The organism is Nocardioides sp. AE5 (assembly GCF_031844485.1).
Classification (GTDB): domain Bacteria; phylum Actinomycetota; class Actinomycetes; order Propionibacteriales; family Nocardioidaceae; genus Nocardioides.
The window spans coordinates 38,054-58,680 of the sequence record NZ_JAUZVI010000007.1 but is presented as its reverse complement, the minus strand read 5'-3'; the positions used below and the strand labels follow the sequence as shown (position 1 = coordinate 58,680).

Sequence of the window (20,627 nt, the reverse complement as noted above, 5' to 3'; positions counted from 1 at the left end):
AACCGGGCGGCCGAATCCTTGTCTTGAATCGTGGACACTCGTCTCGCTTTATGAGATGAGTGCGATGCCGCTCGGTCCACTCGTGCGGTGGTGTGGCGCGGCGTACGCCGACACTTGTGCGGTGCTGTTGACAGAAAAGGGGCGCACAGCCCTACTCCAGCGACGATAACCCCGCGTTACAGCCGAAAGGGGCGGCGCGTCAGTGGAGGCGGGGGGCGCGTCGCGGCGGGACCACGTCGGCGCCGGAGCGCAGGGCGCTGCCGCGGCCGAAGCCGGAGGCACCGGCGTACGCCGCCTGGTCGACGCCCATCGACGCGGCCAGCGGGGAGCCACCGAAGGCGACCGAGCCGGACGTCGTACGCGGGGCCGGGATCATGGCGACGTGGCCGCCGGCAGAGACCCGGTTGTGCAGGGCCACCCACGGCGAGGCGGGGACCAGGACCGGTGCCGGCTCGAGCGCCTTCGGCGGTGCGGGCACCCGGATCGGCTCGGTGGTGTAGCGGTTGACCAGTTCGACGACACCCTCGGGCGTGAACGGCTGCTTGATCCGGAGCACGATCAGGATCGTGTAGAGCAGGATCAGCAGGTCAAGGCGGATGGAGTACTTGCGCAGCGAGCCGCGGCAGTAGGCGCCCTCGAGCATCAGCCGGTCGGCATCGGAGAGGAAGTCGCGACCCACCAACTGGGAAGGCCCGGTCAGGCCGGCGGGGGTGAGGAAGCGGTCCTCGACGTCGGCGAACTCCTCGCCCAGGCAGTCCATCACGTTCTGCGGCAGCGGGCGGTTGCCGATCAGCGACATCTGGCCGCGCAGCACGTGGGTGAACTGGGGCAGTTCGGTCAGCGCCACCTTCTCCAGGAGGCGACCGATCTTCGTGTAGAGCGGCGAGTCGCCGGGGATGTTCAGGAACCGGGTGCCGGCCTCCTCCACGGAGACGGTCTCGCGGTTGGCGATCTGGGCGGCGTTGCGGACCATCGTCCGGAACTTCACCACCCGGACCGGCTCGTCGGCGGAGACGCGACGCATCGACCGGTAGAAGATCGGTCGGCCCGAGCAGAGCAGGACCAGCAAGGCTGCCATGGCCACGACGGGGACCCAGACGAGGGCGCCAGCAGTGGTCATCACGAGGTCGAAGACCCGCTTCTTCCGCATCTAACGCTCTCCCTGTTTCCCCGCAGGCCGTCCCCCAACAGCGCTGCGTCCCTGACCAGTGCCACCAGATCCCACGACCCCGCGAACCATGACCTTCAGGCCATGCACGAGGAGCCAGATCCTGGCGTCTGCTCCGATCACCCGAGCGGTCGGTGCCTTGCTTCCAGACTTCTCAACGAGCGAGGCCGCGCGAGGGTACGGCGTGTGCAACAAGTTCTTGATCCGCCCGTCCGAGCGCTCCACCAGGCGCCCCGGATAGACCACCGAGAACTCCGCCCCGTGGCGCTGGGCCGCGGCGCGCACCTCGTGCTCGACGAGGTTCTTCCAGCCGCCGTACGAACGCCGGTCCGGGCCCGGGGCCAGCGCCACCACGGAGGACACCTGGACGACGTGGGCCGCTGCCCCGCCCCACTCCAGGACCGCCTCGACCATGGACAGGTCGCGGGCCACCTCGGCCGGGTCCACCTGCTCCTGCCAGGTGTGCACCGGGCCCATCGCGCAGACGTGGAGGCGCACCGCGTCGGGCTGGCCGACCAGGGAGCCCAGGGTGGGCGGATCGATCACCTCGACCGCGCCGCCGAGCTCCGCCAGCGCCTCGGCGTCCTTGTCGTGGCGGGCCAGCGCGATCACCCGCTCACCGCGCGCGACGGCGTTGCGGACCAGTTCCGCACCCAGGCGGGTGCGTGGCCCGAGGACGACGGTGACCGGCTCGCTCATCGCGCTCCCCCGCCTTCCGCGCCCGGGCCCCGTCCCGCGCCGGCAGCCCCCGCGACACTGGCAGCACCAGCGCCAACGGAAGCACCGACCAGGATCGCCTCGAACCGGTCCGCGATCGCGCCCAGGGCGAACTCGGACTCGGCCAGCGAACGCGCCTCCTTGCCGATCACCGCGCACCGCTCGGGGTCCTCCAGCAGCGCGGCCGCCCAGGCACCGGCCGCGTCGACCGAGGCCGGCACCGGCGCCAGCACCGCGCCACCGACCTCCTCGATCAGCGAGGCGGCCAGGTTCTCCGAGGGCATCAGCCCCAGGATCGGGCGCCCGGCACACAGGTAGGAGAGCGTCTTCGACGGCACCGAGAACGCACCGGCATCCTGCTCCAGCAGCACCACCAGCAGGTCACCCGAGCCGAGCACCTCGGGGAGCCGCTCATAGGGCTGGAACGGCAGCAGCACCAGGTCCACGCCCAACCGGGCCGCCTCCTGGCGCAGCACCTCCTCGGCCGGGCCGGTGTTCACCACGACCAGGCGCACCGGCCGACCGGCACGACGTACGGCCTCGGCGAGCTGGACCAGCAACTCCGGGTTGTGCTTGAGCCCCAGGGTGCCCGAATAGAGCAGCGTGGTGACGTCGTCCAGCCCGTGCTCGGCCGACCAGGCGTTGTGCCGCGCGACCGGGACGATCTCGTCCAGCGGCGCCCAGTTGGGGATCACCGTGGTCTTGTGCGCGGTGCCCCACTGCTCATGCACGCCGACCATGGCCTCAGCGATGGCGACGATTGCGGCGGCGCGGCGCGAGGTCCACTTCTCCGCGATCTCGAAGGCAGCGGCCACGACCGCGAACTTGCGGCCGAGCTTGCCGCCACCGGCGAACGAGCGCAGCGCGACGGCGTACACGTCCTGGTGCCACAACACCCACGGCCGGCGCAGCAGCACCATGCCGAGCGCGAAGACGACCAGGGTGGGCACCTGGGCGTTGGAGAGCATCGCCACGTCCGCCTTGGTACGCCGTACCTGTCGCAGCAGTTCCCAGCCGACGACCAGGTCGAGCCAGAGGCGGCGTACGAAGCGGGACTTGTCGATCGCCTCGGTGGGACCGACCGGATCGAAGACCAGCGTCTCCCCCGGCTCCGCGACCAGGTGCCCCTTGCCCGAGGGCCAGGCCGGGCAATAGGAGTGGGTCACCCGGTGCCCACGGCGGGCCAGCTCCCGGCTGAGCTCAACCTGGAACGGGTGACCGCTGTAGTCGTGGAGAAGGATCCGCATCTGAGGCTTCCCGAGGCCCCGGGGGGCCTCAGCCGATCTTCCGCTTCACCTGGTCATAGACCCAGGCGTAGGTCTCGGCGAGACCGTCGGCCAGTGAGATCGACGGCGCCCAGCCATAGGTCTCCTTGATCTGGGTGTTGTCGGAGTTGCGACCGCGCACACCCTGCGGGGCGTCGAGCTGGTAGCTCCGCTCGCACTTGATCCCGGCGATCTCCTCGACGATCGAGTAGAGCTGGTTGATGCTGACCAGCTCGTCGCTGCCCAGGTTGACCGGCTCGCCTGCGTCGCCGTTCAGGATCATCTGCGATCCCTTGACGCAGTCGTCGATGTACATGAAGGACCGGGTCTGCTCACCGTCGCCCCAGATGTCGAGCTTGTGCTCGCCGGTGATCACCGCGGTGGCGATCTTGCGGCAGACCGCCGCCGGCGCCTTCTCCCGGCCCCCTTCCCAGGTGCCCTCGGGACCGTAGACGTTGTGGTAGCGCGCGACTCGGGTGGTCAGCCCGAAGTCCTCCTCGAAGTGGCGAGCCATCCGCTCGCTGAAGAGCTTTTCCCAGCCATAGCCGTCCTCGGGCATCGCCGGATAGGCGTCGGCCTCCTTGAGGGCGGTGATGTCGGTGTCGGTCTGCTTGTCGGCGGCGTACACGCACGCGGACGAGGAATAGAAGTAGCGCTCCACCTCGGCGGCGCGCGCGGCCTCGAGCATGTGGGTGCTGGTCAGCACGGTCAGCATGCACAGCGCCTTGTTGTTCTCGATGAAGCCCATCCCGCCCATGTCGGCGGCGAGCATGTAGACGTTGCGGGCACCGTCGGTCTGGGCGAACGCGTTCTCGCGGCGGGAGAGGTCCGCGACCACGTTCTCCGCATCCGGGTGCACCTGATACCACTCGTCGGTCGGCTTCACGTCGACCGAGCGGACGCTGAGGCCCTGCTTGAGCAGATCGGCCACCAGGTGGCCTCCGATGAAGCCGCCGCCACCGGCGACAAGGACGTCTACGGACATCGGGCACGAACCTCCACCAACCATGACCGCTGCCTGGGGGTGCAGCGGTTCTATGACCTGTGCAACGAGCGAACTACTAGCGGGTCACGTACGAATCTGAAACAGGTTCTCGCACGCGCCATCGCTGCTAGGGTCACGCCGACTGCTCCCCTCCCCCTGCGAGGCAAACCCGTGCGAATCGCCGTACTCATGACCGGTCTCACCGCCTACCAGGACGTCTGCTTCCGCGAGCTCGCCGCGCTCGGCGACGACATCCTGCTGGTCCACCCGCCGACGATGCCGTTCGCGGAGTTCGACAAGACCAAGTTCACCCGCGAGGTGGAGCGGATCGTGTGGAACCCCGACATGCCGAGCGCCGCCGAGCTGGTGCCGCAGATCGAGGCGTTCGCGCCCGACGTGGTGATCATGTGGTCGTGGGACGGCGCCGGCTATCGCGCGGTGATGAAGAAGTTCCGCCGCCGCGCACTGCGGGTGATGTTCTCCTCCAACTTCTGGCACGGCACCCCCAAGCAGTACGCCGGCCTGGTCGCCCGCTATGCCTATGTCACGCCTCTCTTCGACGCGGTCTGGGTGCCCGGTGAGCGTTCGGAACTCTTCGCCAAACGGATCGGCTTCGACGGCAGCCAGGTGATCCGCGGCGCCAACTCGGCCGACACCGACCTCTTCGACCGCGGCCCGCGCACCGGCGCGGAGCTCGCCTCGCGGCGCCGCTTCCTCTTCACCGGACGGCTGATCTGGCACAAGGCCCCGACCCTGCTGGCCGAGGCATACGCCGAATACCGCACCCGCGTCCCGGACCCGTGGGAGCTCGACATCGTCGGCGACGGTCCGTTGAAGAAGGACTTCGCCGGGATCGACGGCGTACGGCTGGAGGGGTTCATGCAGCCCGAGGCACTGGCGGCGCGGATGCAGGAGGTCTCCTGCCTGATCCTGCCCTCGCACATCGAGTGGTACGGCGTGGTCGTGCACGAAGCCGCCGTCGCCGGGCTGCCCGTGATCTGCTCGGACGGGGTCGGCGCCGCGCCGCACCTGCTCCAGGACGGCTTCAACGGCTGGACCGCAGCGGCCGGTTCGAAGTCCGAACTGGTGACCGCGATGGAGCGGATGACGGCGGCCGGGCCGGAGCGGCTCGAGGAGATGTCGCGCGGATCGCAGGCGCTGGGTTCGCGGCTGACCCCGCGGATCTGGGCGCGGAACCTGCACGAGGAACTCGAGCGGCGACGCTGAGGCCCGGCCTGCCCCTCGCCCATGTAACGCCCGGTCCACGAGGGTTTGCACCGCGCCGGCAGGGTGCAAAGTCGCATGAACGGCGCGTTACATGGACCAGAGTGCGCGCGTCGCGGAATCAGGCCGCCGCGATCACGAAGACACCTGAGTGTGCCGCCGATCCTGCCTGCCGACGCAGCATCACCGCGCGGAGCGCCTTGAGCCCACCCGGGGTGACCCGGATCGCCGTCTTGATCCCGTTCTTCACCGGGGAGCGGCCCTTGACAGTCAGCCATTCCCGGCTGAACATCTCGTCGGGCAACCACCGACGCTCGTGCTCGAGAATGGTCAACCCCAACCGCTCGGCGTACTGCTCCATGGTCCGATCGCCCAAGAAGTGGAGGTGGTCGCCGAGGTTCCAGTTGAGCATGTGGTGTGCCCGCGCACCCTCGGTGATCTCACCGGTCGCCATGACCAGGACACCACCGGGGCGGAGGATCCGGCGCAGTTCCGCAAAGGTCCGGGCCGGACTGGTCAGGTGGGAGAAGACGTTGATCATGCTGATCACATCGAAGGAGTCGTCGGGGAAGGCAACATCCTCGACTGGGGCACCGTGCACCGGCGCACCGGTGGCCTCCTCGGCGATCTGGCGACGCTCGTTGTTCAGCTCGATCCCCTCGGCCTGATAGCCAGCCTCCTGTGCGAGTTGCATCAGCAGGCCACCGCCGCAACCCAGGTCCAGCCAGGCGCCGCCCGGTGCGTGCCGCTGTGCCTGGGAAACGAACCGGGAGAATCGTTCGGTCAGCACCCGTTCGGCGGCAAGTTGCCGCCGCGCGTCGAGGACCTGCTGGGTTCCCGCGTAGTGCCCCTCCTCCATCTCGGTCATCCGGACGTCGCCGGCCGGGATCTCCTCGATCGAGTGCAGGTCGCACTGCGAGCAATGACCGAGCCTGATGTCGTTCTCGCTGAACAGCGGTCGCCAGTCGTCGGCGGCGCAGCAGTCACACGTCATGGGAACCTCCCGAGGGGTCGTCGTACACGCTACCGCCTCCGGTCCGCATTGGGGAGATGACGCTGGTGGCGCACCTCGACGATCCAAGCGCCCCGGACGGTCTAGTGTTGAGTCCCATGAAGCGCGCGTTCATCACCGGGATCACCGGCCAAGACGGTTCCTACCTCGCCGAGTTGCTGCTCGCCAAGGGGTACGACGTACACGGCCTGGTCCGGCGTTCCTCCGCGCTGAACCGGAGCCGGATCGACCACCTCAACGCGAATCCGAACCTCACCCTGCACTACGGCGATCTGACCGACGGGGTGTCACTGGTCAACCTGGTTCGCGCGATCGAGCCGCACGAGGTCTACAACCTGGGCGCGATGTCACACGTCAAGGTCTCCTTCGAGATGCCTGACTACACCACCTCGACCAACGCGATCGGCACCCTGCACCTGCTCTCCGCGATCCGCGCCGCCGGCATCGACTGCCGCTTCTACCAGGCCTCCACCTCGGAGATGTTCGGGGCGACCCCGCCGCCGCAGAACGAGGACTCCAAGTTCCACCCGCGCTCGCCGTACGGCGCCTCCAAGCTGCAGGCGCACTGGACGACGGTGAACTATCGGGAGGCCTATGGGCTCTTCGCGGTGTCGGGGATCCTGTTCAACCACGAGTCGCCGCGGCGCGGGGAGAACTTCGTGACCCGCAAGATCACCAAGGCCGTCGCCGCGATCGAGGAGGGGATCTGGGACCACGTCGAACTCGGCAACCTCTCCGCCGTCCGCGACTGGGGGTTCGCGCCGGAGTACGTCGAGGGCATGTGGCGGATGCTGCAGGCCGACGAGCCGTCCGACTATGTGCTGGCCACCGGAGTCGGGCACACGGTGCGCGACTTCTGTGAGGCCGCCTTTGCCCATGCCGGCCTGGACTGGGAGAAGTACGTCCGCTACAACGAGTCGTTCGAGCGCCCCTCCGAGGTCGACGCGCTGATCGGTGATTCCTCCAAGGCCCACGAACTCCTGGGCTGGAAGGCCGAGACCACCGCCCTGGACCTGGCCCGGATCATGGTCGACGCCGACCGGGAGGACCTGGCGAGGTTGCTGGGCAAGTCCTCCTGATTGATTCCGCCCTTCCGCTCTGTAGCGCGCGCCCGCCTTCCTCGCTGTAACGCGGGGTTATCGTCGCTGGAGTAGTGCTGTGCGGCCCTTTTTCGTCAACAGCACCGCACAAGTCGCCCGCCGTACGCCGCCCACTCGGCGTACGGCGGGAACGCTCAGCGCCGGAACGCGTCAGGCAGCGCGACGTACCCGCTTGGGCAGGATCGGCCAGTCGACCGGGAGTTCGGTCCCGAACCGCGCCGTCGCCTCGGCGTACTCGCGCAGGAGCCGGGCCTTGGTCGCCTCGCGGGCGCGGCGGCCGATGAGTTCCTCCCAGATCACCCGCGCTACACCGAAGCCCACGCCGCGCATCCCGTCCTCGCGCACCTTCTCTGCGAAGACCAGTTCGCCCGGGTCCGCCGTGGCAAAGCCTCCCTGGTCGATGCGGCGATACTTCGCCCGGCCGTCGAACTCGAACAGGAGCCGGCCGGCCCGCATGTCCGCGTAGCAGATGCGGTCGCCCACCGGGACGGCGAACTGGGTCTCCACCGGCCCCAGGCCGATCTCCACGATCAGGGTCCGCAGCATGGTCTCCCCGGGCGATTCGGCACCCGGGTCACAGAGTTCGATCCCGGCCCGCGCGGCCGTGACGTGGGGCCAGCAGGCCATCGGCTCGATGGCGTTCCACAGGTCCTTGCGCGTGGCCCCCAGTTGCAGCGCCGCATCCGCCACCACGACACCGTGTAGCGTGCCGTGCTCGCGCCCGATGTCGACGGCGGTGCGGGCCAGGTCGAGGGCAGGTACGCCGTCGAGCAGGACCACCTGCTCCGCGCTGTACGCCGCGCTGTGGTGCTTGACCGCATGCTCGGTCCGCGACCCGGTCACGCCGGGGCGGGTGATGTGGACCAGTCCGTCGCGCGGATCCAGCATCGGCAGCCCGTGCAGGAGTGCGGCGGACCCGTGGCTGATCACGTGGTCACGGTTCATCGTGAGGTGCGCAGCCAGGACGAGGCGGTGCGCCTGGCCCGTGCGGGCGTCGTGGGATTCCCACTCCTCCCGGCGGATGTAGACGCCACGGCGTACGGTGTGCCACCGCCCGCGATGGCCCGTCAGCGTGCGTAACTCGCGCTCGGTGTAGCCGGCTTCCAGCGCCTGTCGGCGGGTGACGAGTCCGTGCTGCTTGTTGGCCCAGTAGGCAAGTTGAGGTTGCATGCACCGAGGCTCACCCAGTTCGATCCCCGGGTGGCTGCGTGACGTCGTACCTGTGGATAACACAACCTGCGGACGTGCCTGTGCACGGAAAGCGGGTTCACCCGGCCCGCTGGCGCTCGCACTTGTGCTGTGCTGTAGACGAAAAGGGGCCGCACAGCACTACTCCAGCGACGATAACCCCGCGTTACATGGGAAAAGGCGGCGCGGGGGGGGTCAGCGGGTACGCCGCAGCCAGAGCGAGGACGGCGGGTTCGGGTCCTTGGCCAGGGGCGTGTACGCGGGGAAGCGGCCGGTCAGGAAGGCCTCGTCGTGGTGGCGGAGCATCGGCACCGAGAGCAGCACCTCGAACGAGTCGTTGAAGGCGAGGAAGGTCTGCACCACCATCGCCTCGTTCCAGTAGACCGGCCACCGCTCACCGAAGAGCCAGGTGTCGGCCGGGAACGGTCCGTTGAACGGGAAGTGCACGTCGTGGATGTGCACGAACACCCCAGGCTTCACCCGCGGCAGCACCTCGAGGAAGAGATAGGCGACGTCGGAGTCGATCTTCAGCGCGTGCGAGGAGTCGATGAAGAGCACGTCACCAGCCTCCAGGTCCTCGAAGCGGGAGACCGGCACGTCCTGGACGAACCCCTCGACCAGGGTGAAGTCGGGCAGGGTCCGCAGCGCACCGAACGGGTAGGGCTCTACGCAGGTGATCGACAGTGGCGAACCGGCCGTCGCGTTCTGCGCACCTGCCAGCGACGCGTAGTACGTCGACAGGCCCGAGCCGACCTCGAGATAGCGCTTCGGCTTGTGCTCGCGCAGGAAGTAGTAGAGGGTCCGGGCGTCGAACTCCGGATAGCCCGGCCCGAAGCCGCGGCGCGTGTTGGTCAGGTAGTCGCCGGTCGAGGAGACGAACTCCGCCTCCCACTTGTCGGCCAGCGCACCGAGCCGCTCCCGCATCGCCGGCACCGAGATGTCCAGCCCGGCGAGTTCGCTCGGCCGGTCCCACCGCGCCCGCGTCTCCTCGATCTCGGAGAGCACCGGCAGCGTCGAGTAGTAGTCGGCCTTCTTCACCACGTTGAACCCGAACAGGCCGAAGAAACCCTGCACGAGCCGGATCCGCCGCCGACGGATCCGGAAGACGATGCGGTCCAGGAGCTCGACCAGGGGCGCGGGGAGGAAACGCAGGGCCTTCTGCTTGGCACTGCGCGGTTCGGAGCGGCCCGGCTCGACGCCGCCCGGACCCGGTTCGTACGACGTGTTCATGCGGTTCCTTCGTCTCGTGCCGGCGCCGGGGCGCCGGCCAGGTGCGGTTGGGTGGCCGCCCATGCCCCGATGTCCTCGGCCAGCGCATCCCCGATCGCACGGTGCAGGTCGGGGGAATAGTGGAAGCCGTCGGGGGTGGCCAACTCCGGGTCGCCGCCCGAGACCCGGTCGGCGATCGGCGCCACCCGGAAATAACGGACGTGGGGCAGGTCGATCCGCTCGACCATGTCGGCGATCGCGTTGTTCATGATGCCGATCCGCTCCGCCATCCCCGGGAACCAGCTCCGGAAGCGCTCGGTCGGGGGCAACAGTTCGAAGCAGTAGACCAGCGGGGAGCCGGCCTGCTGCACGTGGCCGATGTAGCGCTCCAGGTCGGCGACGACGTGCCGAGGCCGGTTGGCTCGGATCGTCGGGACGATCCGGTCGAGCCGGGCCTGGACCTGTGCCAGCGCCATCCAGACCGGGCGGAGCAGCTTCTCACGATAGAGGCGATTCCACAGCCGGGGCCTGGCTCGCAGTGAGTTGGCATGCCGCTCCAGCCAGCGCGGCAGGAAGAGGTGGATCGTCTCGTAGTGCCCATAGACCAGCACGATCACGTCCGGCGAATAGCCGAGCACCTCGCGCTGCCAGGTGGAGAGGATCTTCGAGGTCTGTTCCGACGTCATCGTGATCGTCTGCACCTGGCACGGCTGCCCGTCGGCGAGCAGCCGCTCCTCCAGCGCCCGGGGGAAAGTGAAATCGGTGCGCGGTCCACCCATCGGAGAGATCCAGTTGACCGTCGAAGCGCCCTTGACCAGGACCCGCAGCGGCAACTTCCGGGCCGTCATCCGGTCAGCCCCCCGTCGACGACCAACACCGTCCCGGTGACATAGGTGTTGCGCGGGTCGGTGAGGAACTGGCAGGCCCGCGCGATGTCGTCGGGCTCGCCGAGGCGACCGGCCGGGGTACGCCGGACGATCTGGCCGAGCTGCTCCTCGTCCAGGCCGTGGCTCATCTCGGTGCGCAGATAGCCCGAGGCGATCGCGTTGACGGTGATCCCGCGCGAGCCCAGCTCGCGCGCCAGCGACCGGGTCATCCCGTCCAGCGCCGCCTTGGAGGCGGAATAGACGCTCAGCCCGCGATAGCCCGACTGGCCGACCACCGAGGAGATGTTCACGATCGAGCCGCTGCGCCGGGCCAGCATCCGCCGGCTGACCGCGCGCGTGACATAGAGGGTGCCCTTGAGGTTCAGGTCGATGACGGTGTCGATGTCGTCGTCGGAGAAGGTGCCCAGGATCCCGTCCCGGGCCACGCCGGCGTTGTTGATCAGCACGTCGATGCGGCCCCACTGCTTGACCGCGGCCTTCACGAACGCGTCGGCCTCCTCGCGCACGGCCAGGTCCGCGGGGGCGAAGAAGAACCGGTCCGGATGGGCCGCCTGCCACGCCTCCACCTCGGGCGTGACCGAGCGGGAGCAGGTGGCCACCAGGTCGCCGGAGTCGAGGTAGGACTGCACGATCCCGGCGCCCAACCCGCGGCTGCCACCGGTGACGACGACGACACGCGGCCCGGTGGCGGTCTGGGCGGTGGGGGTCTCGCTCAAGGGGTTCTCCTGACGATCTTGTCACCGGCGGTGCCCAGTGAGTCTACGAACTTGATGCTGCGCGGGCGGGCCGCCGCGGGCAGGTCGGCGCAGGCCGCACGGACGGCGTCCTTGAGGGCGGGTGTGTCGGCTTCCGGGGCGGCCACGATCTCGACCGCGACGATGGCGCCGGTCATCGCGTTGGGGCGCCCGAAGACGCGGACCAGATCGACCCCCGGCAGCGCCGCCACCCGCTCCTCGATCGGCAACGGGTGCACCTTCACCCCGCCCACATTGATGATGTCGGAGACGCGGCCGGCGAAGAGGATCCGGTCGCCCTCGACGGTGACGGTGTCGCCGGTGGCGCGCCAACCGTCGGCGTCCACGGGCTCCTCGCCCCAATAGCCGAGCATCCCGACCCGGGAGCGGACCCACAGTTCGCCGTCGACGATCCGCATCTGCACGTCGGCGTCCTCGCCACGCTCCAGCACGCTGGTCGACAGGCCCGGGCGGCCATCGCGCATCGAGCCGGACGAGCCGAACTCGCTGGCGGCGTACACCTGGGAGACGCCCGCCCCGGGGAACGCGGCACGGATCCGCTCCAGCAGCGGCCCGGGGATCGCCTCCCCACCCAGGGTCACCTGGCGCAGCGCCGGCACCGGGCCGCCGTCGGCGCGCATCTCGGCGAGCAGGAACCGCCAGTACGTCGGGGTGGCGCTGGCGTGCGTCACGCCCAGGGCGCGCATCGCGGCCAGGCCCTCGATCGGGCGGCGCGGCGCCGGCGCGACCAGGGTGGCGCCGGCGGCGAAGACGTGGAGCAGGATCTGCAGTCCGGCGAACTGGTGCAGCCCGTACGCCAGCAACCACCGCTGCTCGGGGGTGTCGGGGGCCTGTGCCACGCGGCGTACCGAGGCGACCAGGCGGTCCCAGTCGTGGCGGACACCCTTGGGGGCGCCGGTGGTCCCGGTGGTGAGCACCAGGTGCGGCCGCGCCGAGTCGGCGCAAACTCGCGCCGACTCGGCGGTGTTCTTCAGCGAGTCGGCGCAAATTTGCGCCGACTCGAGGTTCCCGTACGCCGGCCCGAGGACGACCTCGTGCTCGAAGCGCTCGGCGAGCGCGGCCACCTCGCCGGGGCCCACGGGTGGGTACTGGCAGACCTCGACGCCGGCCTCGGCACCGGCCAGCAACACCGGCAACAGCGTGGTCGCCTCCGCGTCGACCGTGGCCAGTCGGGCGATCCCGCTGGCGCGCAGCCGGGCGGCGGCCCGCTCGGAGGCGGCCAGGAGCTCGGCGTACGTCAGCGACACCTCGTGGGTCACCACCGCCACCCGGTCCGGGTCGGTCGCGGCGACCCGCCGGACCAATTCGATCAAGGCGCGTTCAGGCCCCGGCCGCGGCGGTCTCGCCCGCATAGAAGGCGAGGATCTCGCCGAGTGTCTGCGGCATCTCGTCGGCGGAGAACGGGTCGGTGTCGAACTCGTCCTCGAGGACGGCGGAGAGCTCCGCGGTCTCCAGGGAGTCCAGCCCGACGCCGTCGGCATAGAGCGGGGTGTCATTGTCGAAGGCGGGCGCGTCCTCCTTGGCGCGGGCGACGAACTCGCGGACGACCTTCTCGACGTCGGCAGCAGCGATGGCCATCGGGTTGCTCCTTGGGGGGATGAGCGTAGGTGGACAGCGTGACGGACCAGTACGCCGAGACTACGTGCTCGTGACCGGCTGGACACTCGTCTGCTGCAACGAAACAGCAACGCTCGGGTTACGACGTGCCGCCCGTCGTCGGCCCGCCCGCGCCGACAGCCACACCCGCACAGCGGTGGTCCAAACGGCGTACGACGCACTAGGGTCGGCGGCGTGAGAGCCGAGATGAAATATCCGCAGCCCCGCGGCCTGAAAGCGCGGCTGACCGAGAAGCTCAAGGCCCGGGTGCGCCAATGGGTCGACGGGCACCAGATGACCTACTACGACTCGGCCGCCGGCGCGGACATCACCTGGGAATACCCCAGCTATCCGACGATGCGGGTGCTCAAGACGGTGCCCAACGACGGGGAGACGATCCGGATCGGCAAGTACTGCGGGTTCCACTACTCGACGCTGATGATCCCCGGCGGCGTGCACCACGCGGACTGGGTCAGCACCGTGCACGCCCACGTCGAGGACGGCGAATGGGTGGACACCCCCGGCGCGATCCACAGCAACGGCCCGATCGTCATCGGCAACGACGTCTTCACCGCCTATGAATCGATCATCACCTCGGGGGTCACCATCGGCGACGGCGCGATCGTCGCCACCCGCGCCGTGGTGGTCAAGGATGTCGAGCCGTATTCGATCGTCGGCGGCAACCCGGCCAAGCACATCCGCTACCGATTCGACGAGCCGACCCGCGAGGCACTGCTGCGGATCAAGTGGTGGGACTGGTCCGTGGAGAAGGTCGCCGCGCACAAGTCGGTGATCCACTCGTCCGACGTCGCCGGGTTCGTTGCCGCGCACGACCCGGACCTGGCCGACCCGGCCCCGTGCGCGTTCTGCTCATCCAGCCGGTAAGCCGACGCGCGTGAGTCGCACCTGGCGCGAGGTGCCCACCCCGACCGGTCCGGTGCGCGTGCTCGGCCGGGTGGTCGGGGGCGATGCCGCCGTGGTCGCTTCGGCCATCTCGGGGACGTGGGCCGACCTGGAGGGTTCCTTCCTGCTCCACCTCGTCCGCGGCCCGGCCGAGCAGTGGGTCACCGACCGGACCGGAACCCAGCGCCACTACCTGGACCGCCGCGACCCGACGCGGCCGTCGGTCCGTGCCGAGCCGCGCCCGCCCGACGTGACGGCGTACGCCGAGCACTGATCGCCGCGGTGGACCGGCACGTGCCGGAGCCCGCCCTGCTCTCGCTGAGCGCCGGGTACGACGCGCGTGGTATCGCCGGCATCCTGAGCCACCGCCTGGGACGGACCGACGTGGAGACGTTCTCCTATGCCCATGGCACCCCCGACCCGGCAGCGATGCAGCACTGGCGGCCCGGATCGCTGCCGAGGCCGGCTGGTCCCACACGGTCGTGGAATCGGTCGATCCCGACCTGGCCCGGCTCCTGGCCGACAACGCCGAACTGGGCCAGGGGGTCACCAACTTCTGCGACGAGGTGCGGGTGTGGACCCGCGGCCTGCCCGAGGACGTGCCGGTGGTCGTCGGCGACGAGTGCTTCGGCTGGAACGACGTCCCGCTGACCAGCCCGCGTGACCTCGGCGAATCGATCTATCTGCACGGGGGCCGTGCCCTGGCCGGCCTGCGCCCGGTGCTCGGTCGCGAGGCGACCCGCGGCCTGGCCGGGGCGCTGGACTCCCTGGTCGAGACGGCCGTGGCGCCGGTGCTGACCGGTCGCGGTGGTGACGACCTGCACGACGTCAAGGATGAACTCTACTTCTGCGAGCGGCTCCGCAACGGGATCATGCCGTGGCGCGAGCGGTTCGCCGGCGCCCAGCGCGAGGTGGTCAACCCGTTCCTGGACTCGCAGGTGCTCGACCTGGTTGCCCGCCTCTCCCCCGAGCAGCGCCGCGGCAAGGCGCTCTATCGCGCCGCGATCCGCGAGGCGGCGCCGGAGGCGTTCACCGTGCCCTTCGCCAGCCAGGGTGGCTATTCACCCGACTGGCGCCACCTGCTGCTCTCCGATCCCGCTGCCGTCGAGGGTGCGCTCACCGGGCCCAGCCACCTGGATCCACTCATCCCGGCCGAGGCGATCGCCGCGCTGTCGCGCCGGGTCGCGACCACCCGGTCCCGGCTGCGGGCACGGATCAGCCACCTCCGCGCCGCGGCCTGGAACCGGCCCGGCGCAGTGCATGCGGTGGCCACCCGGCTGCCGTGGGTGACCGATGACGTCACCCTGTTGCGTCGCCTGTTGGTGCTGCGGCGCGCGCTAGCGCCGGCGCCGGGGTGAGTCGGCGTACCGCGACACCCAGGATCACGCACGAGGCGATCCCGACGCCGAGCATGCCCATCCCGACGTACTCCACGTCGTCGAAGAGATTGCCGAGCAGCGCGGCCAGCACCACGAACGGGGTCAGCGCCAGTTCGGCCCACGACGCGAACCCGCCACGGCCGCGCCCTTGCAGCACCGCGATCAGCACCCTCCGGAAGGCGAGGAAGGCGCTGGCCGCGACGCACCAGTAGCCGCAGGCGATGGCGCCGCGGAACTCCTCGCCGAAGAGGATCGGGATCGCGAACGGGTTGGCCGCCATGAAGACCGCCGCGGAGCCGACCATCAGGATCGCGGCCAGCACCAGCCAGCGGCGTACCACCGAACGTTCCTCGGTGCCGCCGGCGGCCTGGGCGGCGGCGATCCGGGGCAGCGCGACCATCGCCACGATGCCGCCGAGCATGGTGGCCAGGCTGCCCAGTGCCACGGCCGCCGAATAGAGGCCCAGCCCGACACTGCCGACCAGCGCGCCGACCAGCGCCCGGTCCAGGGAGAGCCCGTCCAGGGGGCCGACACTGCCGATGTGGGTACGCCGGGCGAGCCGGGCCAGTTCGGAGCGGTCCAGCGGTTGTACGTCCCGGCCGCGCGAGGGCGCCAGGGCACGGAACCGGAAGGCCAGCACCAGGCTCTGCGCGAAGAGCATCACCGCCACGATCTCGACCGGTCCCCAGTCGACGCCGAGCGCCAGCGCGCCGCCGAGCACGAGCGCGGCAGCGAGTTGCGGCAGCAGCCCGGTCAGCGCGATCGCCAGGCCGTCCGCCCCCTCGCCGAGCATCGAGGAGACGAGGATCCGGGCGGTCATCCCGTTCAGCGCCATCAGGCCGGTGCCGATCGCCAGCGCGACGACCTCCGGGGTGATCCCGGGGCCCTCGTTGAGCAACATCGCGATCCCGGCGGCCGTCGCGGCCAGGCATCCCCACAGCACCCAGCGACCGACCAGGCCACGCAGCCCGTCGCGGGCGCGCAGTCCGTGGGTGGCCAGTTCCTTGCTGATCGCATTGGGCAGGCTGCCGCCCAGCGTCAACTGCGAGGCCATCTGGGCCAGGACGCCGACCATCACCACCTGGCCGCGGCCCTCCACGCCGACCATCCGGGCGACGATGATGCCGGCCACCAGGGAGAGGAACTGGGCGAGCATCCCCGATCCAGCGATGAGCAGCAGGACCAGCTTGTCGCCGGGTTCCTTGCCCGCCACCTTCACTGCCGACTCTGCGCCCACGCGGCCACCCTAGGGCCTCGGCTCCGTAACCTCCCCGCGCAGCGGCACGTTGAGCGGGGCGTGGCGACCTCCCCTGTGCTCCCCCTCGTCTTCAACCACATCCCCAAGTGCGCCGGCACCTCCGTGCGGACCGCCCTGCTCGAGGCGCTCCAGCCGGCCAGTGACGTCTATTTCCTCGACTTCTCCCTGGTCGGCGGTTACGACAAGCTCGAGGACGCCGCGCCCGCCCTGCAGGCCAAGTTCGTACGCCGCCCCGCCGACCTCCCCGACGCGGAACTGGTCACCGGGCACATCTCACCGGGCACCACCCAGGTCCGCTATCCGGGCGTCGCCCACGTGACGATCCTGCGCAACCCGGCCTGCCGGGTGATCTCACAGTGGGTCCACTCGCGTTCGATGACCGAGATCGACCTGCGCAACTGGGGTCCGGCGTACCCGACCCGGATCGCGCGGCGACCGCTTGCCGAATACCTCCAGCACGCGATGATCGCGCCGAACATCGACAACACCATCACCCGGTTCTTGGTCTGGCCCGAGGAGCGCCTATCGCCGACCTCGTTCATCGATCCGGCCGAGGATGATGCGCTCTTCGATGCCGCGATGGCACGGCTGGACTCCTTCCACCACGTCAACGTGGTGGAGAACCGCCAGTTCATGGCCGAACTCGGCGCCTCGCTCGGCGTCGAACTGGAGGGGATCCGGCTCAACGACCGGGCCAGTTATCCGCCGGTGGTCGCCACCGACCTGACCAGCGAGATGACGCCCGAGACCCGGGAACTGCTCGAGCAACGGACCCGGATCGACCGCCGGGTGTGGACCGCGATCGCGCAGCGGGTGCTGCCCGACGCCGACCCCGCGGCGGTGCTGGCCGAGGGGCTGGCCGACTCGGTGCGCCGCTACAGCGCGATGCCCGCTGCTCCGCGCCGCGGCGGTGTGGCGCGGCGTACGGCGGAGCGCGTGCTCCGGGCCAAGGCCCGCCTGGATCCGCGGTTGAAGGGCTTCCGCTGACAATTCGTTGACCACGGCAAGCATCGCCTACGCTGCTCGACCGTGCCCTCCCCGCAGCCGGCGCAGGCGCGCGCCATCACCCTCGTCATCGCCCTGTGCGGGATCGCGGCGTCCCTGACCCAGACCATGATCGTGCCGCTGGTCCCGGTGTTGCCCACGATCCTGCGCGCCGACGCCGCCGACGCGTCGTGGGCGCTGACCATCACGCTGCTGGTCGGCTCGGTGATGACGCCGATCGGCGGGCGGTTCGGGGACATGTTCGGCAAGCGCCGGGTGCTGCTGGTCGCGCTGGCCGCCTTGACGCTCGGCTCGGCCACCTGCGCGCTCGGCGAGGGCCTCGCGCCGATGCTGGTGGGGCGTGCGCTGCAGGGCGCCGCGATGATGGCGATCCCGCTGGGCATCAGCATCCTGCGCGACGAACTGCCCCACGAGCGGGTCGGCGGGGCGATCGCCCTGGTCAGTGCGTCGATGGGGTTCGGCGGGGCACTGGGGCTGCCGCTGGCCGCGTTCATCGCGGACCGCTTCGACTGGCACACGCTCTTCTGGGTCGCCACCGCGGTCGGCGCGGTCGGACTCTTCGCGGTCTGGCGCCTGGTCCCCGAATCCCCCGTGCGTACGCCGAGCCCGATCGACGTACCCGGTGCGCTTGGCCTGGCCGCCGGCCTGGTCGCCCTGCTCGTCGCGATCACCAAGGGCGACACCTGGGGATGGACCAGTCCGACCACGCTCGGCCTGGTCGCTGCCTCGGCGGTCATCTTCGCCGGCTGGAGCAGGTGGGAACTGCGCATCCCCGCCCCGATGGTCGACCTGCGGGTCAGCGCCCGGCGCCAGGTGCTGGTCACCAACGGCGTCTCGGTGCTGATGGCGTTCGCGATGTTCGCCGTCTCGTTGATCCCGATGCAGATCATGATGGCGCCACGCTCGACCGGCTATGGGCTCGGCCACGACATGCTCACAGCCGGCCTGATGATGGCGCCAGGCGGGCTGGCCATGCTGCTCGCCTCACCGGTCTCGGCCCGGATCTCGGCGCTGCGCGGACCGCGGACGTCACTGGCGCTGGGGTGCGCGACGATCCTGGGTGGTTATCTGGTCTTCCTGTTGCTGCGCGAGGAGAGTTGGCAGATCGTGCTCGGCTCGTCGCTGATCAGTGCCGGTGTCGGGTTCGGCTATGCCGCGATGCCGGCCCTGATCATGGGCGCGGTCCCGGTCTCGGAGACAGGTGCCGCGAACGGGCTCAACGCGTTGATGCGCTCGATCGGCAGTTCGATCTCCTCGGCAGCGGTAGCGGCCGTGCTGGCCTCGATGACGATCACCGTCGGCGGCCACGCGTTCCCCTCCTCGACCGGGTTCGACGTAGCCATCTGGATCACCATCGCCGCCTCTGCTGGTGCGCTGGCGCTCACTTTCGCGCTGCCGCGGCACCGTGGCCCCCAGGCCGAGGCGGATGCTGCCCTGACCGACCTGTGAGCGGTGCTGCACGGCGTACGTCCGGCAGGCCGGCGTACGCCGGCCACTTGTGCGGTGCTGTTGACGAATCGGCGCGTCGCAGCCCTACTCCAGCGACCGTAACCCCGCGTTACAGCTGGGAAATCACCGAAGAACGTAGGGTTCAGGGGGCGGGGGCGATCTCCTCGTACGAGCCCGGGATGATCGCCTTGCGGGTGGCCACCTTCTTCGCGGGTACGCCGAAGACCACCGCGTTGTCGGCGACATCGGAGAGGACCACCGTGTTCGCGCCGACCTGGGCATAATTGCCGATCCGCACCGGGCCGGCCAGCACCGCATTGGCCAGCACGATCGCCCCGTCACAGATCTCGGGGAAGCCATCCTCGGGCGGCGCGTCAGGCTGCTTCACCCCGGCCGTGATCCCGCCGCCGAAGGTGACGTTGGCACCGACCCGCAGCCCGTTGCCGATCACGATCCCGTTGGGGTGCGGCATCAGCAGGCCGGGACCGACGTCCATGCCGGGCACGAAGTCGGCGCTGAGCAGATACATCCCCACCGAGCGGAGCACGAACGCGAGCCGGGTGCGCCCGGCCTGGTGCGCCTTCTGCTGGGCGCGCAGGATGATCGAGGCGACCATGCCGGGATGGCCGATGCACTGGATCAGCACCCGCGGCCAGTTCGCCGGGCGGTCCGGGCGATAACGCTCGAGGTCGGAGAAGACCAGTTGGGTGAAGCTCAGGCCCGCCGAGGAGGTGAGTGTGGACATGGGTCGATCCTTCCCTACAACTCAGGCGCGGAAGAAGACCGCGTCCATCTGCAGCACTTCACCGGTGGGCGCGGCGTACCCCTGCTCGATGACGGCGATCCGGAAGCCGTTCGCATAGCCCCAAGCGATCGCCTCGTCGGCCAGCATCCCGCCTTCGTAGAGCGGCACGAAGGAGATCTCCAGCTGGATCCCCACGCACTTCTCGATCACGGCCGGGCCGCCCTCGATCACCGCCTTCTCGAAGCCCTGAGTGTCGATCTTGAGGAACGGCGCCCGTGCGGTGCCCAACACGTCGAGGTCGTCGAGCCGCTTCACGGTGATCGTCTCGGTGCCCACGTAGTCCACCTCGGGTGCCGCCTCGCGGTGCGCGTCCAGCATCGGCAGCAGTGAGCTGGAGTTGGAGTTGGAGGCCACGTTGATCTCGGCCTCCCCGGCCTCGGCACCGAGCGCATGGTGGTGGGCGCGCCAGCCGGCGTCGGTGCCGGCGACCAGGTCGAGGTACGCCGTACGCAACGGCTCGAACGACTCGATCCGGCCGGTGTAGCCGAACTCGCGCAGTTGCCGCCCATAGCCCCCGTTCGCGGCGCCCACGTCCAGCACCAGGTCCACGCCGTGGCGGGCGAAGAGATTCTGCCGGCGCGCGGCCGGATGACGGCGCACCTCGAAACCACGGCGGGCGAGCAACTCGGCGGCCAAGCGGGCGGGGCGATCGAACCGGGACACGCCCCAGAGCATAGGGGCAACACGTCCCGGATGGTGGCCGGCGCCACATCCCTGCCGTA

21 protein-coding genes are annotated in these 20,627 nt (G+C 69.9%); 7 read left to right on the top strand and 14 right to left on the bottom strand.

The window, feature by feature from the left end:
- Positions 1-199 precede the first annotated feature (199 nt).
- The 4 genes from Q9R27_RS11570 to Q9R27_RS11555 are packed head-to-tail and all read right to left on the bottom strand — an operon-like array spanning position 200 to position 4,135.
- On the bottom strand, positions 200-1,150 hold the full coding sequence (locus tag Q9R27_RS11570; RefSeq protein ID WP_311252533.1) for a sugar transferase: 951 nt from the start codon (positions 1,148-1,150) through the stop codon (positions 200-202).
- Entirely contained in the window at positions 1,151-1,867 is a 717-nt protein-coding gene (locus tag Q9R27_RS11565) for a hypothetical protein (RefSeq protein ID WP_311252532.1), read from the bottom strand.
- A complete protein-coding gene (locus tag Q9R27_RS11560) occupies positions 1,864-3,132 on the bottom strand; it encodes a glycosyltransferase family 4 protein (RefSeq protein WP_311252531.1) in 1,269 nt (422 codons plus the stop codon). The genes Q9R27_RS11565 and Q9R27_RS11560 overlap by 4 nt, the downstream gene beginning before the upstream one ends.
- A gap of 28 nt (positions 3,133-3,160) precedes the next feature.
- On the bottom strand, positions 3,161-4,135 hold the full coding sequence (locus Q9R27_RS11555) for an NAD-dependent epimerase/dehydratase family protein (RefSeq protein ID WP_311252530.1): 975 nt from the start codon (positions 4,133-4,135) through the stop codon (positions 3,161-3,163).
- Between the two features lie 171 nt (positions 4,136-4,306).
- Between Q9R27_RS11555 and Q9R27_RS11550 the strand changes: the two genes are divergently transcribed.
- Positions 4,307-5,362: a glycosyltransferase family 4 protein gene (locus tag Q9R27_RS11550; RefSeq protein ID WP_311252529.1), complete on the top strand. Its 1,056-nt coding sequence runs from the start codon at positions 4,307-4,309 to the stop codon at positions 5,360-5,362.
- A 118-nt stretch (positions 5,363-5,480) separates the two neighbouring features.
- On the opposite strand, the gene Q9R27_RS11545 is transcribed toward Q9R27_RS11550, so the two are convergent.
- Positions 5,481-6,353 carry a class I SAM-dependent methyltransferase gene (locus Q9R27_RS11545; protein WP_311252528.1) on the bottom strand — a complete coding sequence of 291 codons (873 nt, stop codon included), beginning with the start codon at positions 6,351-6,353 and terminating at the stop codon, positions 5,481-5,483.
- 116 nt (positions 6,354-6,469) lie between these two features.
- Here Q9R27_RS11545 and gmd point away from each other — a divergent pair, with 116 nt between their 5' ends.
- The gene (gmd, locus tag Q9R27_RS11540) at positions 6,470-7,450 is read left to right on the top strand and encodes a GDP-mannose 4,6-dehydratase (protein WP_311252527.1); all 981 of its coding nucleotides are present in this window, start codon (positions 6,470-6,472) and stop codon (positions 7,448-7,450) included.
- A 171-nt stretch (positions 7,451-7,621) separates the two neighbouring features.
- On the opposite strand, the gene Q9R27_RS11535 is transcribed toward gmd, so the two are convergent.
- The 6 genes from Q9R27_RS11535 to Q9R27_RS11510 all read right to left on the bottom strand — a co-directional run bounded on the left by Q9R27_RS11535 (position 7,622) and on the right by Q9R27_RS11510 (position 13,088).
- On the bottom strand, positions 7,622-8,641 hold the full coding sequence (locus Q9R27_RS11535) for a type IV toxin-antitoxin system AbiEi family antitoxin domain-containing protein (RefSeq protein WP_311252526.1): 1,020 nt from the start codon (positions 8,639-8,641) through the stop codon (positions 7,622-7,624).
- Positions 8,642-8,854: 213 nt separating this feature from the next.
- Entirely contained in the window at positions 8,855-9,889 is a 1,035-nt protein-coding gene (locus Q9R27_RS11530) for a class I SAM-dependent methyltransferase (protein WP_311252525.1), read from the bottom strand.
- On the bottom strand, positions 9,886-10,716 hold the full coding sequence (locus Q9R27_RS11525) for a hypothetical protein (RefSeq protein ID WP_311252524.1): 831 nt from the start codon (positions 10,714-10,716) through the stop codon (positions 9,886-9,888). Before Q9R27_RS11525 ends, Q9R27_RS11530 begins: the two co-directional genes overlap by 4 nt.
- Positions 10,713-11,471 carry a 3-oxoacyl-ACP reductase FabG gene (gene fabG, locus Q9R27_RS11520; protein ID WP_311252523.1) on the bottom strand — a complete coding sequence of 253 codons (759 nt, stop codon included), beginning with the start codon at positions 11,469-11,471 and terminating at the stop codon, positions 10,713-10,715. The genes Q9R27_RS11525 and fabG overlap by 4 nt, the downstream gene beginning before the upstream one ends.
- Positions 11,468-12,823, bottom strand: coding sequence for a class I adenylate-forming enzyme family protein (locus Q9R27_RS11515; protein ID WP_311252522.1), 1,356 nt, complete (start codon positions 12,821-12,823; stop codon positions 11,468-11,470). The genes fabG and Q9R27_RS11515 overlap by 4 nt, the downstream gene beginning before the upstream one ends.
- Positions 12,824-12,830: 7 nt before the next feature.
- Positions 12,831-13,088 carry an acyl carrier protein gene (locus tag Q9R27_RS11510; RefSeq protein WP_311252521.1) on the bottom strand — a complete coding sequence of 86 codons (258 nt, stop codon included), beginning with the start codon at positions 13,086-13,088 and terminating at the stop codon, positions 12,831-12,833.
- A gap of 213 nt (positions 13,089-13,301) precedes the next feature.
- Here Q9R27_RS11510 and Q9R27_RS11505 point away from each other — a divergent pair, with 213 nt between their 5' ends.
- The 3 genes from Q9R27_RS11505 to Q9R27_RS11495 all read left to right on the top strand — a co-directional run bounded on the left by Q9R27_RS11505 (position 13,302) and on the right by Q9R27_RS11495 (position 15,367).
- Positions 13,302-13,991, top strand: a complete 690-nt coding sequence (locus tag Q9R27_RS11505; protein WP_311252520.1) for a CatB-related O-acetyltransferase — start codon at positions 13,302-13,304, stop codon at positions 13,989-13,991.
- A 10-nt stretch (positions 13,992-14,001) separates the two neighbouring features.
- On the top strand, positions 14,002-14,283 hold the full coding sequence (locus Q9R27_RS11500; protein ID WP_311252519.1) for a hypothetical protein: 282 nt from the start codon (positions 14,002-14,004) through the stop codon (positions 14,281-14,283).
- Between the two features lie 208 nt (positions 14,284-14,491).
- Complete coding sequence (locus Q9R27_RS11495; protein WP_311252518.1) at positions 14,492-15,367, top strand: hypothetical protein; 876 nt, start codon at positions 14,492-14,494, stop codon at positions 15,365-15,367.
- Here the strand turns inward: Q9R27_RS11495 and Q9R27_RS11490 are convergent.
- Complete coding sequence (locus Q9R27_RS11490; RefSeq protein ID WP_311252517.1) at positions 15,309-16,625, bottom strand: lipopolysaccharide biosynthesis protein; 1,317 nt, start codon at positions 16,623-16,625, stop codon at positions 15,309-15,311. The two genes, Q9R27_RS11495 and Q9R27_RS11490, sit on opposite strands and share 59 nt — an antisense overlap.
- A gap of 60 nt (positions 16,626-16,685) precedes the next feature.
- On the opposite strand from Q9R27_RS11490, the gene Q9R27_RS11485 reads away from it, so the two are divergent.
- Both Q9R27_RS11485 and Q9R27_RS11480 read left to right on the top strand, forming a co-directional pair.
- Positions 16,686-17,633, top strand: a complete 948-nt coding sequence (locus Q9R27_RS11485; protein ID WP_311252516.1) for a hypothetical protein — start codon at positions 16,686-16,688, stop codon at positions 17,631-17,633.
- A 42-nt stretch (positions 17,634-17,675) separates the two neighbouring features.
- Positions 17,676-19,100, top strand: a complete 1,425-nt coding sequence (locus tag Q9R27_RS11480; RefSeq protein WP_311252515.1) for an MFS transporter — start codon at positions 17,676-17,678, stop codon at positions 19,098-19,100.
- 142 nt (positions 19,101-19,242) lie between these two features.
- Here the strand turns inward: Q9R27_RS11480 and Q9R27_RS11475 are convergent, their stop codons facing one another.
- Both Q9R27_RS11475 and Q9R27_RS11470 read right to left on the bottom strand, forming a co-directional pair.
- Positions 19,243-19,845, bottom strand: coding sequence for a hypothetical protein (locus Q9R27_RS11475; RefSeq protein WP_311252514.1), 603 nt, complete (start codon positions 19,843-19,845; stop codon positions 19,243-19,245).
- Positions 19,846-19,866: 21 nt separating this feature from the next.
- Positions 19,867-20,568 carry an FkbM family methyltransferase gene (locus Q9R27_RS11470; protein ID WP_311252513.1) on the bottom strand — a complete coding sequence of 234 codons (702 nt, stop codon included), beginning with the start codon at positions 20,566-20,568 and terminating at the stop codon, positions 19,867-19,869.
- Positions 20,569-20,627: the final 59 nt, after the last annotated feature.